25 protein-coding genes are annotated in these 19489 nt (G+C 53.2%); 19 read left to right on the forward strand and 6 right to left on the reverse strand.

Annotation, left to right across the window (positions count from 1 at the left end):
• Nucleotide 1: 1 nt before the first annotated feature.
• Complete coding sequence (gene splB / locus DNH61_RS22565; protein ID WP_111149087.1) at nt 2-1063, reverse strand: spore photoproduct lyase; 1062 nt, start codon at nt 1061-1063, stop codon at nt 2-4.
• 196 nt (nt 1064-1259) lie between these two features.
• On the opposite strand from splB, the gene mntR reads away from it, so the two are divergent.
• Both mntR and DNH61_RS22575 read left to right on the forward strand, forming a co-directional pair.
• Nucleotides 1260-1682 carry a transcriptional regulator MntR gene (gene mntR / locus DNH61_RS22570; RefSeq protein ID WP_111149088.1) on the forward strand — a complete coding sequence of 141 codons (423 nt, stop codon included), beginning with the start codon at nt 1260-1262 and terminating at the stop codon, nt 1680-1682.
• A gap of 134 nt (nt 1683-1816) precedes the next feature.
• Nucleotides 1817-2761 (forward strand): patatin-like phospholipase family protein, encoded by a 945-nt coding sequence (locus DNH61_RS22575; RefSeq protein WP_111149089.1) that lies wholly within the window; start codon nt 1817-1819, stop codon nt 2759-2761.
• Here the strand turns inward: DNH61_RS22575 and DNH61_RS22580 are convergent.
• Both DNH61_RS22580 and DNH61_RS22585 read right to left on the reverse strand, forming a co-directional pair.
• Nucleotides 2758-3048, reverse strand: coding sequence for a hypothetical protein (locus DNH61_RS22580; RefSeq protein WP_245948298.1), 291 nt, complete (start codon nt 3046-3048; stop codon nt 2758-2760). The genes DNH61_RS22575 and DNH61_RS22580 overlap by 4 nt on opposite strands.
• Before the next feature lie 59 nt (nt 3049-3107).
• Nucleotides 3108-4031 (reverse strand): DUF1385 domain-containing protein, encoded by a 924-nt coding sequence (locus DNH61_RS22585; protein ID WP_111149390.1) that lies wholly within the window; start codon nt 4029-4031, stop codon nt 3108-3110.
• A gap of 244 nt (nt 4032-4275) precedes the next feature.
• Here DNH61_RS22585 and DNH61_RS22590 point away from each other — a divergent pair, with 244 nt between their 5' ends.
• The 5 genes from DNH61_RS22590 (at nt 4276) to DNH61_RS22610 (ending at nt 8398) form a co-directional block, all read left to right on the forward strand.
• Nucleotides 4276-4782 (forward strand): YqhR family membrane protein, encoded by a 507-nt coding sequence (locus DNH61_RS22590; protein ID WP_245948300.1) that lies wholly within the window; start codon nt 4276-4278, stop codon nt 4780-4782.
• 89 nt (nt 4783-4871) lie between these two features.
• Nucleotides 4872-5315: a type II 3-dehydroquinate dehydratase gene (gene aroQ, locus DNH61_RS22595; RefSeq protein WP_111149091.1), complete on the forward strand. Its 444-nt coding sequence runs from the start codon at nt 4872-4874 to the stop codon at nt 5313-5315.
• Between the two features lie 37 nt (nt 5316-5352).
• Nucleotides 5353-6426 (forward strand): M24 family metallopeptidase, encoded by a 1074-nt coding sequence (locus DNH61_RS22600; protein WP_111149092.1) that lies wholly within the window; start codon nt 5353-5355, stop codon nt 6424-6426.
• A gap of 36 nt (nt 6427-6462) precedes the next feature.
• Complete coding sequence (gene efp, locus DNH61_RS22605; protein ID WP_111149093.1) at nt 6463-7020, forward strand: elongation factor P; 558 nt, start codon at nt 6463-6465, stop codon at nt 7018-7020.
• A 124-nt stretch (nt 7021-7144) separates the two neighbouring features.
• Complete coding sequence (locus DNH61_RS22610; RefSeq protein ID WP_111149094.1) at nt 7145-8398, forward strand: aspartate kinase; 1254 nt, start codon at nt 7145-7147, stop codon at nt 8396-8398.
• Nucleotides 8399-8486: 88 nt separating this feature from the next.
• Here the strand turns inward: DNH61_RS22610 and DNH61_RS22615 are convergent, their stop codons facing one another.
• The 3 genes from DNH61_RS22615 to comA all read right to left on the reverse strand — a co-directional run bounded on the left by DNH61_RS22615 (nt 8487) and on the right by comA (nt 10660).
• The gene (locus tag DNH61_RS22615; protein WP_111149095.1) at nt 8487-8951 is read right to left on the reverse strand and encodes a DUF441 domain-containing protein; all 465 of its coding nucleotides are present in this window, start codon (nt 8949-8951) and stop codon (nt 8487-8489) included.
• A 119-nt stretch (nt 8952-9070) separates the two neighbouring features.
• A complete protein-coding gene (locus tag DNH61_RS22620) occupies nt 9071-9784 on the reverse strand; it encodes a 2-phosphosulfolactate phosphatase (RefSeq protein WP_342771476.1) in 714 nt (237 codons plus the stop codon).
• A gap of 27 nt (nt 9785-9811) precedes the next feature.
• On the reverse strand, nt 9812-10660 hold the full coding sequence (comA, locus tag DNH61_RS22625; protein WP_111149096.1) for a phosphosulfolactate synthase: 849 nt from the start codon (nt 10658-10660) through the stop codon (nt 9812-9814).
• 148 nt (nt 10661-10808) lie between these two features.
• Between comA and DNH61_RS22630 the strand changes: the two genes are divergently transcribed.
• The 12 genes from DNH61_RS22630 to DNH61_RS22685 all read left to right on the forward strand — a co-directional run bounded on the left by DNH61_RS22630 (nt 10809) and on the right by DNH61_RS22685 (nt 19372).
• On the forward strand, nt 10809-11075 hold the full coding sequence (locus DNH61_RS22630; RefSeq protein ID WP_181438828.1) for a YqhV family protein: 267 nt from the start codon (nt 10809-10811) through the stop codon (nt 11073-11075).
• 101 nt (nt 11076-11176) lie between these two features.
• The gene (gene spoIIIAA / locus DNH61_RS22635; protein ID WP_111149097.1) at nt 11177-12235 is read left to right on the forward strand and encodes a stage III sporulation protein AA; all 1059 of its coding nucleotides are present in this window, start codon (nt 11177-11179) and stop codon (nt 12233-12235) included.
• Nucleotides 12232-12750 (forward strand): stage III sporulation protein SpoIIIAB, encoded by a 519-nt coding sequence (spoIIIAB, locus tag DNH61_RS22640; RefSeq protein ID WP_111149098.1) that lies wholly within the window; start codon nt 12232-12234, stop codon nt 12748-12750. Before spoIIIAA ends, spoIIIAB begins: the two co-directional genes overlap by 4 nt.
• A gap of 14 nt (nt 12751-12764) precedes the next feature.
• Entirely contained in the window at nt 12765-12968 is a 204-nt protein-coding gene (spoIIIAC, locus tag DNH61_RS22645; RefSeq protein WP_111149099.1) for a stage III sporulation protein AC, read from the forward strand.
• Nucleotides 12969-12991: 23 nt separating this feature from the next.
• On the forward strand, nt 12992-13387 hold the full coding sequence (gene spoIIIAD / locus DNH61_RS22650) for a stage III sporulation protein AD (RefSeq protein ID WP_111149100.1): 396 nt from the start codon (nt 12992-12994) through the stop codon (nt 13385-13387).
• Nucleotides 13388-13390: 3 nt separating this feature from the next.
• Nucleotides 13391-14638, forward strand: a complete 1248-nt coding sequence (gene spoIIIAE, locus DNH61_RS22655; protein ID WP_245948301.1) for a stage III sporulation protein AE — start codon at nt 13391-13393, stop codon at nt 14636-14638.
• 16 nt (nt 14639-14654) lie between these two features.
• Nucleotides 14655-15410: a stage III sporulation protein AF gene (spoIIIAF, locus tag DNH61_RS22660; protein WP_111149101.1), complete on the forward strand. Its 756-nt coding sequence runs from the start codon at nt 14655-14657 to the stop codon at nt 15408-15410.
• Between the two features lie 36 nt (nt 15411-15446).
• The gene (gene spoIIIAG / locus DNH61_RS22665; protein WP_111149102.1) at nt 15447-16082 is read left to right on the forward strand and encodes a stage III sporulation protein AG; all 636 of its coding nucleotides are present in this window, start codon (nt 15447-15449) and stop codon (nt 16080-16082) included.
• A 66-nt stretch (nt 16083-16148) separates the two neighbouring features.
• Complete coding sequence (locus DNH61_RS22670; protein WP_111149103.1) at nt 16149-16775, forward strand: SpoIIIAH-like family protein; 627 nt, start codon at nt 16149-16151, stop codon at nt 16773-16775.
• A gap of 168 nt (nt 16776-16943) precedes the next feature.
• A complete protein-coding gene (gene accB, locus DNH61_RS22675) occupies nt 16944-17420 on the forward strand; it encodes an acetyl-CoA carboxylase biotin carboxyl carrier protein (protein ID WP_111149104.1) in 477 nt (158 codons plus the stop codon).
• A gap of 38 nt (nt 17421-17458) precedes the next feature.
• A complete protein-coding gene (gene accC, locus DNH61_RS22680; RefSeq protein WP_111149105.1) occupies nt 17459-18811 on the forward strand; it encodes an acetyl-CoA carboxylase biotin carboxylase subunit in 1353 nt (450 codons plus the stop codon).
• A 153-nt stretch (nt 18812-18964) separates the two neighbouring features.
• Nucleotides 18965-19372, forward strand: a complete 408-nt coding sequence (locus DNH61_RS22685) for an Asp23/Gls24 family envelope stress response protein (RefSeq protein WP_111149399.1) — start codon at nt 18965-18967, stop codon at nt 19370-19372.
• Nucleotides 19373-19489: the final 117 nt, after the last annotated feature.

Here is a 19489-nt window from a genome sequence, read left to right on the forward strand (position 1 = left end):
CTCAGGTGAAATAATCGATATTCGCGTCTGGAAAATGTTCAAATATGCGCTCTGAGATATGCATGCGGAGCGCATAGGCTTGTTCATCGGGATACACATATTTCCCTTGCCCCCAACGGCCCCACTTATATTTCCGCTTCTCAATGTCCATCTCCAGCTTGGTCTTCGGATACCGCTTCTCGATTACGGATTTCGCAGTTTTGGTAAACCTGTGCTGGATAAGCTCAAAGGTGAGACCGCCGGATGCTTCTTTAGGCAGAGCCTTGGCGAGCGAGTCCAGCAGCTCGCTGTAACCTTCCTCCCAGTTGTCATGCCAAATAATCGGTGCAATAATGAAACCGAGCGGGTAGCCGGCACCTGCAATCTTCGCTGCTGCTTCAATTCGCTGCTCGAAGCTGGAGGTGGCCGGCTCAAAATTTTTGATAACATATTTACTGTTAACACTGAACCGTATTCGGGTGTTGCCGTTATGCGTTAGATTCAGAAGTGAATCGACATGATGGAACTTCGTCACAAATCGAAGCCGGCCAAGCGGCTGCTCCGCCATAAACTCAATCAGCTCAGCAAGACTGCCTGTAATCGGCTCAAGACCAACGGGATCTGATGTACAGGCAGCTTCAAATCTGGTGATTTCGGGCGCCCGTTCTTCGATATAGCCTTTGGCTGCTTCCATAATCGCGTCTGTATTTACATATACTCGAATATAGGGTTTTGCGCCGAGAGTTGTTTGCAGGTAACAATAATGGCAATGGCCCATACAGCCGGTTGCAATGGGAATGGCATATTCTGCCGAAGGCTTGGAGGTATCGAATTTTAGTGTTTTACGAATGCCGACGACCAGAGTCCGTTTGGCGATCTTGTACTGTTCAAGCTCTGTCTCGCCGGGCAAGTTGGTTATCCGGTTATGAGAAGTTGTCATTCGATACGGAATACCGGTTTCCTTGACCCACTCAAATATCCGCTGTCCTTTAGGGTAATCCAGTGCGTTAGGCTCAAAATAAACAAGCTCCGGCACAAAGGAACCCTTGGTTCGGACAGGGCGTTCCATGGTTGTTGTACGCATTGGCAGCTCCTTTCGGGCAGGCTGAATCCCGGAATGGTCTAGATCATAATATGGGTTAGTCTGTGGAATCGGGCCTCTGTTCATCACAGGAAAGTTCATGCTTGTCTTAGGTAAAGGTGGCGCTTAAGGACAGGTTATGCTAGAATAAATACTTGTTCAACGAGAGCCGTATCGGTTAATCAAGGGGGATCTTTCAATGCCGACACCGAGCATGGAAGACTATCTGGAGCGAATTTATAAGCTGATCGACGAGAAGGGCTATGCACGTGTGTCCGATATTGCCGAGGGCCTAGAGGTTCACCCGTCTTCGGTTACGAAGATGATCCAGAAGCTCGATAAGGATAACTACCTGATTTATGAAAAATATAGAGGGCTGGTTCTTACCAGCAAAGGCAAGAAGATGGGCAAGCGCCTTGTCGACCGCCATCAGCTGCTGGAGTCCTTCCTCGAAATGATTGGTGTTCCCGGGGAGACCATTTACAAGGATGTAGAAGGCATAGAGCATCATCTGAGCTGGGATTCGATCACCTGTATTGAAACGCTGGTAGAATACTTTAATCGTGATAAGAACAGGCTGGAGGAACTTGCAGCCATCCGCAATGAATTGGATAGTGAATAAGGACCGGATACGCATAACAAGCGTGTCCGGTTCTTATTTTTTTACCATACATATCATCCAAGCCTACCTGCATATCGTGAACCGATGCCTAGCTTCATATCATAGGTTCAGCGGATCGGGGAGACACAGCTGACATGAAGATTAATGCAGTGTTTGAGGGTGGCGGCGTTAAGGGAATTGCCCTGGCCGGGGCCGTGTATGCTGCGGAACAGAGAGGAATTGCCTTTAACCGGCTTGCAGGTACCTCGTCTGGTTCCATCGTGGCATCTCTGCTGGCGGCAGGCTATAGTGCCGCTGAACTGAAGATGATCATCGGACAGACACCTTACCGCCAATTCCTGAAGCGAAGCCGGATGAGCAGCATCCGCTGGATTGGACCGGCGGCCAGACTTATGATAAGGAAAGGGCTGTACTCCGGTGAGGCACTGGAATACTGGATGAGAAGGCTGCTGCTGGAGCGCGGTATTCGTACCTTTGAGGACTTGCCGAAGGGCAGGCTGACCATTGTCGCCTCAGATATTTCCAACGGCCGGATTCTTGTCCTGCCGGATGACATTGTGATGTACGGGGGAAATCCGATGAAGATGGAGGTTGCGCGAGCGGTGCGCATGAGCACCAGCATACCTTTTTTCTTTGACCCTGTTATTCTTCGCTTGAAGAGTCCGCTGCAGAAGCCGGTAAGAGGAGAGCTGTCATTTGGTCACAGGTTTGCCTATATTGTCGATGGAGGGCTGCTCAGCAACTTTCCGCTGTGGCTGTTCGATGGGAGCGAAGGCGGCAAGCCGGCATCTGGTGGAGGGATTGTGACGATCGGATTTCAGCTGGTGGGCAAAAACGACAACGAACCGCGGGAAATCCGCGGTCCGTTGTCGATGTTTCAGGCTATATTCGAAACGATGATGCAGGCGCATGACGAGCGCTACATTGAGAAGCAGTACCGCAGCCGGACAGTGAAGATTCCGACACTTGGTGTTCGGTCTACCCAGTTTGATCTGAATGAGGAGTTAAGCGAGAAGCTGTTTAACGCAGGTCTTCAGCAGGCGGATGCCTTCTTTGACCGTTACTTCCCGCTCGGTTAGTGATACTTCGGCAGATTGTCGTCGTCCTTGCCGCCTTCAATGACGCGGAAGGGTGCCGGTTTTCGGCTGCGGGTGCTGTTCTTGGAACGGCTGCTGGAAGCCGTTTTGCGAACGGGCGGTTTCCCGCGCCGGGAACCTCCCGGCGGGAACTTGTAGAGCAGGAAGACGGTGCCGAATATGGCAAGCGGAATCAACAGCTGAATAGGATCATGGGCTAAATCTTCGATTAGCCCGATGATGATTAATGCCAGCAGTACGATCATCAAGGGATTCCATTTTCTACGCAAGGCGATCCATCCTTTCCAAATCGAACTTCAGCTGCTCTGACTGCTGTAAGGAACGAAAGTTAAACCACCTTGATGGCAGGAGGCTGGCCGTCCAGCTCGCGCATGCGGTTGAAGGAGGCGATCGATACAGCCACCTGATCGTCTGTCGGCTCCTTTGTGGTAAGCAGCTGGAGCCAAAGCCCCGGATAACCCAGATACCGCAGCACAGGTGTTTCGCGAAGGGCGTTGGTGAAGCGCAGCACCTCATAAGAAAGCCCCAGCACAAGAGGAAGAAGCAGCAGCCGAATGTACACTCTTTCCCATAAATTGTCCCAAGTAAAGAAGGAGTATACGATCACTCCGACAATGACCGATAAAATAATAAAGCTGCTGCCGCAGCGGTAGTGAAGACGCGTGAACTTCTGAACGTTGCTGACCGTCAGTTCCACACCGGCCTCATAAGCGCTGATGACCTTATGCTCGGCACCATGATACTGGAAAAGCCGCTTAATCAGAGGCGTCATGGAAATAACATACAAATAAGTGAGCAGGAACAATATCTTTATCGCGCCTTCAATAAAATTATGCACAATGACATTTTCAAATGCTTTGCCGAACAGCAGCTCCTCAACTATGGCCGGGACGGCAGTGAATACCACCTTGCCGATAATGAAGGAAATGACGCCTGCAATGGCGACCCCGAAGAGCATGGATAAGCTCCAGCCGGATTTAGGCTCTTCGCTGGGCGCCTGCTTCTTAGCCGGTTGAGATTCAGACTTGCTGCCTTCCTCCTGCGCTTCATCCTCCGCATAAGCCTCTATGGAAAAATTAAGATGCTGCGACCCTTTGGCACTCGACTCGGCGATGCCCACAACCCCGCGAACCAGCGGAATCTTCTTGAGTGAGCGGACCCAGTTGGCTGAAGTCTTGGGCACCTCATAAAAAACAATTTCGTCGTTCTTCCGCCGTACGGCGGTTACATTCACGTGCTTGCCTGCGAACATGACGCCTTCAATAACGGCTTGTCCGCCATATATGTTTCTTGCTTCTTGAGACAACTCGTGCTCCACCTTCCTTGTTCGGTCTGCTTGCCTGGCGCCGGTCAATGGCGCCTATCATTATTTTACTTGATTTAAGAGTGGATTGCTACCGTGCAGACGAGCAGCTTTAGCCGCTGTTTGAAGGAAAGACCTCCTGCATATACTAAAGCCCGTAAACTTAACCTTAGGCTGGAGGATGATGTGAATTATGTCCACGTTATTAATGCAGGCGCGCAAGAAGAAGCAGGCGGAACGCACCAATCCTTGGCTCTATTGTCTGGAAATTGGCTTCTTTGCCGGTTTGATCTGGGGGCTTCTGCACTGGATGCTTTACTCGCTGTCTTTTACGAAAATAATCCCGGGCTATCTTGCGGAGCCTTTCTTCCGAAGAACGTTCCTCGTCACGTACTGGGGCCATGCGATGGGCATTATGATGTATGTCGGATTTTCTGCCGTGGCCGCCCTTTTGTATTACCTGCTGTTAGGCCGTTTCAAGGGTCCATGGCCGGGGCTAATCTATGGCGGAGCCTGGTACGGCGCTGTCATTATTATCGGCGCTCCCGCTCTAAAGATTATTGGCGCGCCGAATGTTATTGGCTGGAATACGTTGGCAACTATGCTTTGTATTTTTCTGCTGTGGGGCCTGTTTATCGGGTACTCTATCGCATTTGAATATCATAACGAAGCAGGCCGGGAACCTATTACTGTCCATTAAGGGCTCTTCTCAAGGTGCAGCAGATTATGGTAAAATGTCGTGTGATCTTTTTACGTAATCGCTAATAATTGCCGACCGGAGGTGGCCTGATGGCCAAGGTGCTCGTTGTGAACGGACCGAACTTGAATATGCTTGGTGTGCGCGAGCCGGGTGTCTACGGCAGCCGGACGCTGTCCGACATTGAGAACATGCTGAGGGAACAGGCGGCCGGGCTGCAGGTGGAGCTGGATTTCTGCCAGTCTAACCATGAGGGCGTGCTTATCGACCGGATTCATGCTGCCTTCGGAACGATGGATGGTATCTTGATTAACCCGGGCGCATTGACCCACTACAGCTATGCGCTTAGAGATGCATTAAGCTCTGTCGGGCTTCCGGTTGTTGAAGTTCATATGTCCAACATACATAAGCGGGAGCCTTTTCGGCACGTGTCTGTCATTGCTCCGGTTGCAGCTGGCCAGATTGCAGGCTTTGGGGCAGGCAGTTATACGCTTGGTCTGCAGGCCCTGGCAGACGTAATCAGGCAGCAGGCCTGATGCTTGGCAGCCTGCACATTCAGAGGAGGGAAGAGCCATGACTAAACAGCGGATCGAGAAGCTGAGAACCAAGCTGGAAAACTTGGGTCTTGATGCAATACTGGTTGCTTCAGAAGTCAACCGGGCCTATCTTAGCGGATTTACCGGTTCAGCCGGCATGCTGCTGATCACCGGAACGAGCAGCTACCTGCTGACCGATTTCCGGTATATGACGCAAGCCCCGGAGCAGGCAAAGGATTATAAGGTTGTGGAGCATGCGCAGAACTGGCTGGATACGCTGAAGGAGCTGGCAGAGAACGAGCGCATCGCGAAGCTCGGATTTGAGGAAAACCATGTGGTACATGCTGATTTTCTGGCATGGTCGGAAGCACTTGCACCGGTTACCCTTCACCCGACTGGCGGAGCAGTTGAAGACCTGCGGATCATCAAGGAGCCGGGTGAAATTGCGATTATGCAGGAAGCCTGCGAACTGGCAGATGCGGCTTTTAAGCATATTCAAGGCTTTATCGAATCCGGACGAACCGAGCTTGAGCTGTCACTGGAGCTGGAGTGGTTTATGAGGCGCAACGGCGCATCCGCTGTCTCATTTACGACCATCGTCGCCTCGGGTGAGCGTTCCGCACTGCCTCACGGGGTAGCGAGCAGCCGGAAGATCGGGCGCGATGAGTTTATCAAGTTTGATTTCGGTGCGCTGTACAAGGGATACTGCTCGGATATTACCCGGACTGTTGTATACGGGACGCCGTCAGACAAGCATAAGGAGATCTACAACATCGTCCTGGAAGCCCAGCTGCATGCGCTTGAGCATATCAAGCCGGGCATGACTGGACGGGAAGCGGATGCCTTGACGAGAGATATCATAACACGGTATGGTTATGGTGAGTTTTTTGGACATGGCACCGGCCATGGTCTCGGCATGGAGATCCATGAAGCGCCGCGGCTGTCCCTGAAGAGCGACACGGTTTTAACACCCGGCATGACGGTTACGGTCGAACCAGGCATCTACATACCGCAGTTCGGCGGCGTCAGGATCGAGGACGACATTGTCATTACCGACACCGGGATTAAAATATTAACCTCATCCCCGAAAGAGCTGACCGTTCTGGGTTAAGGTCCATGATGCAGATTTATTAGGAGGGAATTTTCAGTGATCTCAGTTAACGATTTCAAAACAGGCCTGACCGTTGAGGTGGACGGCGACATTTTTACAGTTGTTGATTTTCAGCACGTAAAGCCGGGCAAGGGCGCAGCGTTTGTACGCTCCAAGCTCAAGAACCTTCGTAACGGCAACCTGGTTGAGAAGACATTCCGTGCAGGTGAGAATATCGGGCGCGCCATTATCGAGAACCGCGAAGTGCAATACTTGTACAATTCCGGCAATGAATATACATTCATGGATAATGAAACGTACGACCAGTTCAACCTGGACAAGAGCCAGCTTGAATGGGAGCTTAACTTCCTTAAGGAAAATATGAACGTTAATATCGCAAGCTACAAAGGCGAAATCATCGGGATCACGATGCAGAATAGCGTTGAGCTGAAGGTTATTGAGACAGAGCCAGGCATTAAGGGCAACACGGCAACCGGCGCTACGAAGAATGCGAAGGTTGAGACAGGCCTAAACGTACAGGTTCCGCTGTTCATTAACGAAGGCGATGTGCTGCTCATCGATACGCGGGAAGGCAAATATATCTCCCGTGCCTAGTAGTCATGCCCGTCCGGCTTATTCCGGGCGGGTTCTTTTTATACATAAAGTCCTATTCGTGCCTTTATCTTTTTGCTATAATAATTACTTGTATGCGAATGACATGGTGAGGAGTTGAACGACATTGTCATTGATAGTGATGAAATTCGGCGGCAGTTCCGTAGGCTCGCCTGAGCGGATGCAGCGGGTTGCAAGCCGGATTATCGAGAGACAGCAAGAGGGCAACAAGATCGTCGTTGTCGTATCGGCTATGGGGGACACAACGGATGATCTGATCGATCAGTCGAAGCTGCTCAACCCGAATCCGCCGGCACGCGAGATGGATATGCTGCTGACAACCGGAGAGCAAATTTCCATGGCGTTATTGTCGATGACGATTCAGGCACAAGGCGGCAAGGCCGTATCGTTAACTGGCTGGCAGGCAGGTATTCGTACGGAATCGGTACATGCGAAAGCCAAGATTACCGATATCCGGCCGGAGCGGATTTTAGGTGAGCTGGAACTAGGTCAAGTTGTTATTGTGGCAGGCTTCCAGGGAATGTCGGAAGAAGGCGATATTACGACACTGGGACGCGGCGGCTCCGATACAACGGCCGTTGCACTGGCAGCTGCGATTAAAGCCGACGTCTGTGAAATTTATACGGATGTGGACGGTGTTTACTCAACTGATCCGCGGGTGGTCAAGAATGCCCGCAAGCTGGATGAGATTTCGTACGATGAGATGCTGGAGCTGGCTCACCTCGGTGCTGCTGTGCTGCATCCGCGCGCCGTTGAGTATGCGAAGCATTACAATGTTTGTCTTGTAGTACGGTCAAGCTTCACGAAGAATGAGGGCACGTATGTAAAGGAGGAAGCGGTTATGGAGCAAGGGATAGCCGTCCGCGGTATCGCCTTTGACAAGAATGTCGCAAGAATAACGATCCTGGGCGTAGAAGACGAGCCGGGCGTATTGGCTCATGTATTCGGGGCGCTGGCGGAAGTCGGTATTGATGTGGATATTATCGTGCAGAGCGGTGTACTGGATGGCAAGGCTGATTTCTCCTTCACTGTGTCGGGAGAGGACAAAGCCAAGGCGATTGAAGTAATCGAAACCATTCGGACACGGGTGCCGTACCGGGAGACATCCTCCGAAGACGGGCTGGTGAAAGTGTCGATCGTCGGGGCAGGAATGGTCAGCAACCCAGGCGTTGCTGCGACAATGTTTGAAGCCATCTCCAGCCTAGGCGTCAGCATCAAGATGGTCAGCACGTCGGAAATCAAGTGTTCCTGCGTCATCTCGGGCGAGCAATTGAATGAAGTGGTGCGCTCGCTTCATACGGCCTTTGGTCTTGATACAGCTGAGCATGCCTTCGTTGGCGGACCTCAGGAGCGCCGGTAATCGTCATCCTGTCACATCAAGAAGGACTGAGTTTTCCCAGCCGGGGAGACTCAGTCCCTTTTTTTTGTGAAATTCCCTGCCGCAATCTTCATGATATTCTGTCAGACAGCAGGGACAACAGCTTGTAGAGGATGGCTGTAATGCCGGCTGCCATCAAGGGGCCAACCGGAATACCCCGGAAGAAGACAATGCCGAGTATGGAGCCGATAACCAGACCCACAATTAACTGCGGATCGAACTTCAGCATCTCAAGTCCCTTTCCGTTGACATAGGTGGCGATTGCGCCGCCAATCAATGCGATCCAGCCCGGCCAGGACGTAAGTGCCCCCATAATTTCCTTGACTTGAATCCGTCCGGATGCGAAGGGGACTAGGACACTAAAGGTGAGACACAACAGCCCGATTTCAAGTCCCCGGCGCTCAATGGCGGGCAGGAAACGATCCAGTGATATCAGTTTGACGATTAGCAAAAAACATGCCGCCGTAGCAATGATGGGCGATCTGCCGATAAGTCCAATAATGATCAGGACGACAAGTATAACTTCACCGCTCATGCCGATTCTCCCAGCCTGACAGATTAACCTGACGAACAGGTTTCAATCCATTGTATGTCCAAGCCGGGGATTTATGACATGCCCTCTTGGATGCACTCGAAAGGCATCGCAGTTCTACATTATACGATCGTCATCGTATCGCCTGACAGTCTCGGCACCGCATCAAACAGATCGATCTGCGAGCAGAAGGTAACATCCTGAGCATAACCCAGCTTCGTCAGCCGCCTGCCGGATGCCGAGCGGAGCAGTGCTTCCGGAATACTGTCCGCATTGCTGCGGTAAAAGCCAAGCATGGCTAAACCAAGATCATCCGTCTCGGTCTCTTCGCCGGTAATTCGCAGCAGACGGTCGATCAGGAGACCGGCGCAGAGACCATCTTCAAAAGCAAACTCGTCGTGCGTACCGGCACAGAACATGACAATATCCCTGCGAAGCAGGGCTGCTGCCGCTGCGCAGGCCTCTGCATTAAGTAGAGAGCCTGCGAGCACATGGTCGCTTCGGCCGGCTTTGTGAATGGCTCTGGTGCCGTTGGTCGTCGTGAGCAGCACCCTCCGGCCGTAGACGGCGCCGGACTGGTAATCACACGGTGAATTGCCCAGATCAAATCCGGCAATTTTGCGGCAGAACCGCTCACCGCCAAGTAAATCACCCTGCCTATGCAAGGTCTTGGCCTCCATGACTGTCTCGACAGGCAGAACGCCGCTGGCTCCTTCCGCGAGCGCCGTAACGATGGTGCTGGTTGCCCGAAGCACATCGATGACAACCGTCGTCTTATGCAGGAACTGGTCGGTCCTTGCTTCACCAGTATTGGGAATGACCTGTATTCTCATCATAATAGATTACCTCCGGCCTTGCCCTTATTAAATCATGTAGGCGGACGGCGTCTTGGATACCGCGAACGTATCGTTGCGCAGGCCGCGCCTCATAGCCTCGAGTGCCATCACATCAGCAGGCGGAATATTCCCGAGGTGTACATCCGCCCCGATTGCTTTGATGAGAAACACCTGCTGCTCCTTTAGGGGCGCTTCCCACAAGATGCTTTCCGGCTTTTGTACGGTGCTCATTATTCTGGAGAAGGTATCCTGCCGGCAGCTCCCTTCCTTATCGAACAGGCCGACATCCATACCGGATTCCCTGGCTTCGATCGTGACCAGGTCCGCTCCCGCCTGCCAATCCTCCTCAGAAGTTCGTGCAAGCTCCTCGGGATCAATTACAGACCCGGCTTCCTTCTTGCCATACTCGGTACAGACCGTCAAGCCTCTCGAGACACCCTCCCGGATCAGCGCCGTCCGATGCTCGCGCGTCAATTCAATCGTGCCGTCTGACACTTCTATACCGTCGAAGCCAAGCCGGCACACGGAATCGAAGAACGAATCCTCTACACCCATGTGTACAGCCGCTTCCAGCAGCGTCCCTCCTGGCATAATGATGATGCCGTGCAGCTTGGCGTAGCTGATTTTACGCAGAAGCAGCTCAGTCGGATAGAGAGGGGCGGTTCCGAAGCCAAGCTTTATGAAATCAATGTAAGTGCCTGCCGTGTCAATGAGGTCCGTGAAGCCGTTCAAGCCCAGACCCTTATCGAGCACCATGGTTCTGCCGCCGCCTAGAGCCTTGCGTCCGGCACCGCTGCCAGTCAGCCGGCTCATGTCGCGCTGACCGCCCGGATTGTATAGAAGCGGGTGCCATACCTTACTCGGGGTTACCTCCATAGTAGAATGTCTCCTTACTTCACAGTTTCGGTTGCTCGTAACAACCCTGCAGCAATATATGCAGCGGCTGAAGGGCAGGTGCCCGGCATGAGGAATGACAAGCCTGCATAGGTTGTACTAAAGGCATTTCAAAAGGAGGCAACCAAAGGTGATCAATAAAGTCGTTCTGGCCATGGGGATGCTGCGGATTCTCTCAGGAAGCATTGAAATATTGGCCGCGCTTCTCATTCTCCGGTTCAACTCGATTGAGAAGGGGCTTGTCATCAATTCTTCGTTGGCGCTCGTCGGCCCGCTTATTCTCATTACGACGACCACAATCGGCTTGATCGGCATTTCCGACAAGCTGTCGCTTGGCAAATTTGCCTGGGTGCTTGCGGGAATAACCTGTTTGCTGATCGGCATTCTCAAAAAATAGCAAACACGTCTCGCAAACTTTGAGCGGGCTTGTCATATTTGGCCAGCAGGCAAGCATAGGCTAGGAATGAACAAGCAATTCATACCGGGAGGCGGTACAGGATGTTGAACGGGGTAAAGCATCTTCTGCCGGCGGAAATATACCAGATGCTGGGCAAGCTGCCCGCAGAGGTACAGGAAAGTCTGGAAGAGATCCGCATCAGGGAAGGAAGACCTCTGGAAATCGGATTCGCGGGCGGTTACGGGTTTACGGGGGAGAACGGCTGGAGCGGCATCAATCCCCAAGAAGCGTACAAGCCATCGTCAGAGTCCTGCCGGAAGCTGCTGGAGCGGATCACAAATCATTCCTTGTACGCAATGGAAGAGGAGCTTCGCAGAGGCTACATTACGGTTGCTGGAGGGCATCGTATCGGCCTTGCAGGCAGAACGGTACTCGAAGGCGGATTGGTCAGAGGGCTGCGCGATGTCAGCGGGTTCAATATACGGATAGCAAGGGATATCTCGGGAGTCGCTGACCGGTTAATGCCGAGGCTCCTGGAACCGCTGAGGGGCAGTCTGCTGTCCGCCCTGCTGCTCGCGCCTCCGATGCAGGGCAAGACCACGATGATTCGCGATATCGCCCGGTCAGCCAGCTACGGCAGATGGGGCCAAGGCGCCGGGCGGGGCTGGCCGGCCCGCAAGGTGGGCATTGTGGACGAGCGCTCCGAGATCGCTGCCTGTGTCAGGGGCGTGCCGACCTTTGATGTCGGTCCGCGAACTGATGTTATTGACGCCTGTCCCAAGGCGGAAGGGATGATGATGCTGCTGCGTTCCATGTCGCCTGAGCTGCTTATCGTGGATGAGATTGGCAGGGTGGAGGATGGAGATGCGATTCGCGAGGCTGCCCATGCGGGCGTTGCAGTAATAGCTACTGCTCATGCGGCTAACCTTGAAGAGGCTGCGAGGAGGCCGGTGCTGAACAGGCTGCTGGAAGAGGGTGCCTTCGAGCTGGTTATTGAGCTGCGGAGAACGGCTTCCGGCACTGCCCATCATGTCATAGCGGTCAAGAACGGTAAAGGTCAGCCAGGCGCAAGGTCGCCGACACTGCCGCTTGATAGAACCTCTGCTGGCGCCCCGCTTCCTGCGGCAGCAGTGAAGATCGGCAGAGGCGGAAGCCCATGATCAGTACCCTTGGCATGGTTCTGATCCTCTTTGCGGGCACGATGATCGGATTTCAGCAGGCGGCCAAATACACAGACCGAACTGCACAGCTCCGGCAGCTTGCTCACGCACTGCAGCGTCTGGAAACTGAAATCGGCTATGGACAAACACCTCTTCCGGTAGCGTTGGAGCGTGCGGCAGGACATACGCGGGGGCCCGTTCAGGAGCTGTTCCGAGAAGCGGCTCAGCGCCTTCTCCTGGAGGATGGCTCATCATTTCATGAATGCTGGGAAGGAACGCTCGAGGCAGGATGGGGAAGAACGGCCATGCGGCAGTCCGAGAAGGCATCGCTAAGCAGGCTGGGCGCTGCTCTTGGCATCAGCGACAGGGAAGATCAAATGAAACATCTGCGGCTCGCGATGCTGCAGATTCAGACGGAGGAAGAGACGGCGCGCGAGGAGCAGGCCCGCTATAGCAAGATGTGGAAGAGTCTTGGTGTTCTGGCTGCTGCATTAGTCGTCATTCTTATCGTGTAGCGGGGGGCCGGAAGATGAATATTGACGTCAGCGCCATATTTCAGATTGCGGGCATTGGCATCATCATCGCGATGATCCATACCGTATTGAAGCAGATGGGCAAAGAGGATATGGCACACTGGGTGACAGTTATCGGTTTTGTTGTCGTATTGTTTATGGTTGTCAGGCTGCTGAACGATTTGTTTCAAGAAATCAAGACGATCTTTCTGTTCCAGTAAACACGGACAAGTAGGTGACTGCAGTGGAAATTATTCAGATCGTCGGTCTTGGACTGATTGCAACGGTGCTGATTCTTGTCATCAAGGAGCACAAGCCGATGTTCGCCTTTTTGCTGGCAGCATTTACGGGGATCTACGTGTTTCTGTTTCTGATTGGAAAGATCGATGCGGTCATACAGGTGCTTAAGGAGCTGGCGGAGCGATCCGGTATACCCAGTGTTTACCTGCAGACCATACTGAAAATCATCGGAATCGCGTATATAGCCGAGTTCGGCGCACAGATTGTCAGGGATGCGGGACAGGAGAGCATCGCCACCAAGATCGAATTTGCAGGAAAGGTGCTTATCCTGGTGATGGGCGTACCCATTATCGGAGTCATCATCGAGACCGTCCTTGGCCTTCTGCCGGGAGGTGGATAGCGCATGATCGGTGCTGCCGGACGAATCGCATATATGAAGAAGCTCATGGCCGCAGCTCTGCTCATTCAGCTGCTTCTGGTTATTTACTCGCCGGTACTCTCGGCTTCCGTTCCATCGGCGGCGGAGGGGAGCGGTCAGACGGTCGAAGACGGAGCAGCAGGCGGCACAATGACGGAGCAGGGTCTTGCCGGACTGGATACGCAGCCGATTGAGCGTTACTGGGATAAGCTGATGAAGGATTACGGCGGGTTGTTTCCAGACCGGCATATGCCGAGCTTTATGGAGATGATTATTCCGGGCGGGGAAGGGCTGGACTTCAAGACGGTTTTGCAGGGATTGCTCCGGTTTGTCCTCTTCGAGGTCCTGTACAGCGGCAAGCTGCTCGTTACCATCGTGCTTCTGGCGGTATTCTGCATGATATTGGAGACTCTGCAAAATGCGTTCGAGCGGAACGCGGTCAGTAAGGTGGGTTACGCGATTGCCTATATGGTGCTCCTAGTGCTTGCTGTCAACAGCTTCAACTCGGCGATCGGCTACGCGAAGGACGCGATTGCCGGCATGATCCAGTTCATGATGGCGATGATTCCGCTGCTGCTAACCCTGCTTGCATCAATGGGCAGTGTCGTAACAGTAACCGTCGTTCACCCGCTGATCGTCTTCATGATCCACACGGTAGGCACGCTTGTTTATGCGCTGGTGTTCCCGCTGCTGTTCTTCTCGGCTGTCCTGCACATCGCCAGCGCAATAACGGACCGCTTCAAGGTGACCCATCTGGCAAACCTGCTGCGAACCCTTGGTGTCGGCCTTCTGGGACTTCTGCTGACAGTATTTCTGGGCGTGATATCGGTGCAGGGCGCCACAGGGTCGGTGGCGGACGGTGTAACGATCCGGACAGCCAAATTTGTAACCGGCAATTTTGTGCCGGTTGTGGGGCGGATGTTCTCGGATGCGGCGGATACGGTGGTGTCAGCTTCTCTGCTGGTCAAAAATGCGATTGGTATCGCAGGTGTGGTCATCCTGCTGTTCCTGTGTGCCTTTCCTGCCATCAAGATCCTGGTCCTTGCCTTTATCTACCGGATTTCCGCAGCGGTTATGCAGCCGCTTGGGAACAGTCCGATAGCAGCTTGTCTCGAGACAATCGGCAAGACGATGATCTTCGTGTTCGCGTCGCTGGCGGCAGTCGGGATGATGTTTTTTTTGGCAGTGACCATTATTATTACAGCCGGAAATGCGGCGATCATGATCAGGTAGCGGGAGGGTGAGCGGCATGATGGTGTGGCTGAGCGACTGGCTGAGACAGATTCTGGGGATTGTTCTGCTGGCAGCCGTCATCGATCTGCTTGTTCCCGGCAAGGCATACCACCGCTACGTAAGACTGGTTCTTGGACTGTTGATTCTGCTCGCTATGCTGTCACCAATTCTGTCCCTCGTGAAGGGCAATGCGGATGAGCTGCTTGAAGCGGGATTGCGCAGCTGGGAGCAAGCCTCCAGCAGGGACATTCCCCGGATGCCCAGCCTAGAGGACATCGAGAGGCGTGCCGAAGAGCTCCGCAGCAAGCGGAACGAGCAGGCGGCCGAGCTAGCGGCAAGAACATTAGAAGGGGAGATTGAGGCGGCAGCCGAGCAAGTGGTAGGCGGCGATGTAGCTGATGTGGCAGTAGAGCTGCTGGTTGACAAGGATAAGGGCCCTGTCCTGAAGTCTGTTACCATTACGATGGCTGAAATTAGGAGGGACAAGGCAGAAGAGGAGAGTTCTGGCCATACAGGGCAAGCATCAGAGGATGCTCGGTCAGCCACATCTGGCGCTGTGCAAGCGGCAGAAGCTCTTCCGGTCGTCATTGAAGAGATCGATCCTGTGCAGGTCGAACGGGGGCATTCGGGCATACAGGAAAGTCTTCCTGCATGGAACAATGAAGAGAAATGGACTCAAGCCGATGCGGAGACTGCCAGAGTGATTAAGGAGCTAGTATACCAGCGCTGGGGGGTGAAGCCGGAGCAAATCGTGATCAGGATGCCGGCATAGAAGCGGCCAAGGAGTTGACGGAGGGAGAGAGGGAAGTTGGCAAAATGGCTGGATGGTCTGGAGTCTGCGGTCGGCGGCGGGCCTGGAGGGCCTAAGCGGGTCCGGTCCTTAAGATGGCTGCTGCTGATCGGCTGCCTGGGCATAGGACTGATAATCGTTAATTCGTTTCTGACCATGCAGGAAGTTGAGCCGGCTGCGGACACGGAAAATCAGCCGCCAGCCGACCAGGAAGCTTTTGCGGGACGGCAGTCCGGTGAGGGTTCCGCTTTTGAAGGAATCGAAGGGCCGTTGGAAACCCGCCTTAAAGATATACTGGAAAAAATCGTGGGGGTCGGCACAGTTGATGTTCTTGTGACAGTGGATGCCACTGAAGAAGTTGTGTATGAGAAGAACGGGAAAACAGCCGAACAGGTAACAGAGGAAACGGATGTCAAGGGCGGCAGGCGCCACATCACATCTGAAACCAAGGAAGGCCAGGTTGTCATTTATGAGGTGTCCGGCGATGGTGTTCCTGTTGTAATCAAAAAGATTCAACCGCGGGTGCGGGGGATTCTGGTGGTGGCCAAGGGTGCCGAGAATGCAACGGTGCGAAAGCTGATTGAGGATGCTGTGCAGCGCGGCGTGAACATTGCCTCTCATCGCATATCCGTGGTGCCAAGGAAGCAGGGGTAGCCTGATGCCCGTCCATAAAAGAAAGGTCGCTTGAAAAAGTCTATATCCGGGAAGGAAGAGGAGAATATGAATACGAAGAGACAAACGGTTTGGCTTGTTTCTATGCTGAGTTTGATGGTTGTCTTGTCAGCGTATTACTTGTTTACAGAGGATCTGGACAGCGGTTCGGGAAGTCTGACGGCGGACACGGTTCAGCAAACTGAATTGCAGGATGGTGTTGAGGTCAGTGAAGGCCCTGCGGGAGCCGATTGGCTTGCCGAGTCGGAAGCTCAGAACGGGAAGGGAACGGGAGCGCTGACAGACGAAGAGGTGCTGAAGGGGCTTGAGACTATGGGAGCCGAGACTGGCGGGGATGAGTTTGAGAAGTACCTGTATGCACGAAATGAAGAGTTCCAGAAGGAAATGGACCGGCTGATGGGAATTGTGTCGGACACCAAGCACGACGACACAGAAGCGACGGCTGCTCTCGAAGAGCTTGATAAGCTTGAGCAGATGGAAGAGAAGCTAACCTCGATTGAGATGGAGCTTCAGAACTCCTTCAGCAAGGTGGCTATCGCCGAAGAGAATGGGACGTACAAGGTGCTCGTGGAGAGCGAACAGCTCGAACGCTCAGAGGCCGCAGACATTATTAATAAGGTAACCGATACTATGGAAGTACCAGCCAGCCAGGTATCTGTGCAGTATATTCCTTGAGTTGCCGAAAGAAGACCGTTCCCCGCCGTGACTTAAAGCGAGCGGGGAACGGTTTGTTTGCCCGCAAAAAAATGGGTTCGTGTTCCGAAATGTTTGTGCTATAATACAAACGGTATGTGAAAGCTTGGTTATTAGCTAGCGTTACAAAGTCTAAGGAGTGAAGCGTCCATGTTCAAGCTCAGCGAGATCAAAGAGTTGGTCAAGCTCATCGACTCAACCTCGGTGCAAGAACTCGAAATCGAGAACGAAGGCAGCCGCCTGCTTATCCGCAAACCGGGAAAGACAGAAGTCATCCAGACGGCACCTGTCACGCATACATATACACCGGCTCCGGAACCGGTCCAAGCCGCGCAGGGGGCCCCTGCGCCAGCGGCACAGCAGCCCGAAGCAGCTGCACAAAGCAATCTGCATTCTATTACTTCTCCGATGGTCGGCACGTTCTACCGTTCCCCGTCACCTGAAGCGGGACCGTTCGTTAATGTCGGCGACCGGGTAAGCGAGAAGACAGTCGTCTGCATACTGGAAGCCATGAAGCTCATGAATGAGCTGGAGGCAGAAGTGCGCGGAGAGATTGTGGACGTGCTTGTCGAGAATGGACAGCTTGTAGAATTCGGTCAGCCGCTCTTCTTGGTAAAACCGGAGTGAATGCGGTATGCACCTCAAAGCTGAAAGGGGTTTAAGCATTGAAATTTCATAAAATCCTGATCGCCAACCGCGGCGAGATCGCTGTGCGGATTATCCGCGCATGCCGCGAGCTCGGTATTCAGTCGGTTGCCGTCTATTCAGAGGCAGACCGCAATTCGCTTCATGTCCGGCTTGCGGATGAAGCGTACTGTATTGGACCAACATTATCGAAAGACAGTTATCTGCATCTGACTAATATTATGAGCGTTGCCACGCTAACCGGCTGTGATGCGATTCACCCTGGTTACGGTTTTCTTGCCGAGAATGCCGACTTTGCGGAAATCGTGGAGTCCTGCAATATGACCTTTATCGGCCCCTCGCCGCAGGCTATCTCCCGTATGGGTGATAAGGCGGTTGCCAAGCTTACGATGAAGGAAGCGGATGTTCCGGTTATCCCGGGATCGGATGGTCTGGTAGAAGACCTTGATCAGGCGGTTCTGATCGCCAGGGAAATTGGTTACCCGGTAATTATCAAAGCAACAGCCGGCGGCGGAGGGAAGGGCATCCGCATCGCAGACAATGAAGAGTCGCTGATCCAGCAGATCTCGACAGCCCAGCAGGAAGCTCAGAAGGCATTTGGCAATGCCGGTGTCTATCTTGAGAAATACCTGACCGGCATGAAGCATGTCGAGATTCAGATCATGGCCGACAAGCACGGCAACGCAGTTCATCTGTTTGAGCGGGACTGCTCTGTGCAGCGCCGCCGGCAGAAGCTCGTAGAGGAAGCTCCTTGTCCAGTCATGACGCCTGAGCTCCGCGAACGAATGGGACAGGCGGCTGTGCGCGCCGCGCTTGCGGTTGAGTATTCGGGCGCCGGTACCCTGGAGTTCCTCCTCGGGCCGGATGGCAATTTCTATTTCATGGAGATGAATACCAGGATTCAGGTCGAGCACCCGGTAACCGAGATGATAACCGGTGTTGACTTAATCAAGGAAATGATCTCGGTAGCTGAAGGCAACCCGCTGTCCTTCAACCAGGAGGAACTGGTTATTGACGGCTGGGCCATCGAATGCCGGATCAATGCCGAAGACCCGGACCGCAACTTCATGCCCGCTGCTGGGCAGATCGATTTTTACCTGCCGCCTGGGGGCTTTGGTGTCCGTGTGGACAGCGCCGCTTATCCCGGCTATGTGATCTCTCCGCATTATGATTCCATGATTGCGAAGCTTATTGTCTGGGGCAAGACGAGGGAAGAAGCGGTCAGCAGGATGAAGAGGGCCCTGGCCGAATTTGCTGTAGAAGGCATTCGGACGACGATCCCGTTCCATCTGAAGCTGCTTAATCACCCCAAGTTTGCTGAGGGAGATTTTGATATCAAATTCCTGGAAGAATACGATGTAAACACACCATAAAAGTAAGCGTGGCGCGGGTTTGTGACATTTCCACTGGTTTGTCATAAATCACGCCGAATGTTATAGTATAGTAATAAGACTGCGGATAAGCTGTTCAGCATGAGTGCTAGATTTAAAGAGCTAACGCAACTTTTCGGGAGGTGTAACATGGAGATCAATACGATAGCCGCCGATTACGAGAAAACGGATATGGGCACCATCCAGATCGCGCCAGAAGTCATCGAGGTCATTGCAGGTCTTGCAACCGTGGAGGTTGAAGGCGTAGCGGGCATGAGCGGCGGGTTCGCAGGTGGTATTGCTGAGCTTCTCGGACGCAAGAATTTATCCAAGGGCGTTAAGGTTGAGGTCGGGCAGCGCGAAGCTGCAGTGGATGTGTCCATCATTATCGAATACGGCAACCGCATTCCCGAGATTGCTGCAGAAATTCAACGCAACGTCAAACGGTCAATCGAAATGATGACCGGCCTGACCGTTGTCGAAGTGAATGTTCATATTCATGACGTCCACTTCAAGAACGCTGATAAGCCGGCAGAGGAAGATTCAGCTTACAGAGTCAAGTAATTAGGAACGATCGCTTGGGTTATCTCCCCCTCGTGGACGGCATGCCGCTCGCCAGAAGGGGGATTATTTTCTTATATAACACTTCATGCGGTCATCTCTACATAAGGGGGTAAGAAC

Source organism: Paenibacillus sambharensis (genome assembly GCF_003233845.1).
Lineage (GTDB): Bacteria > Bacillota > Bacilli > Paenibacillales > Paenibacillaceae > Paenibacillus_I > Paenibacillus_I sambharensis.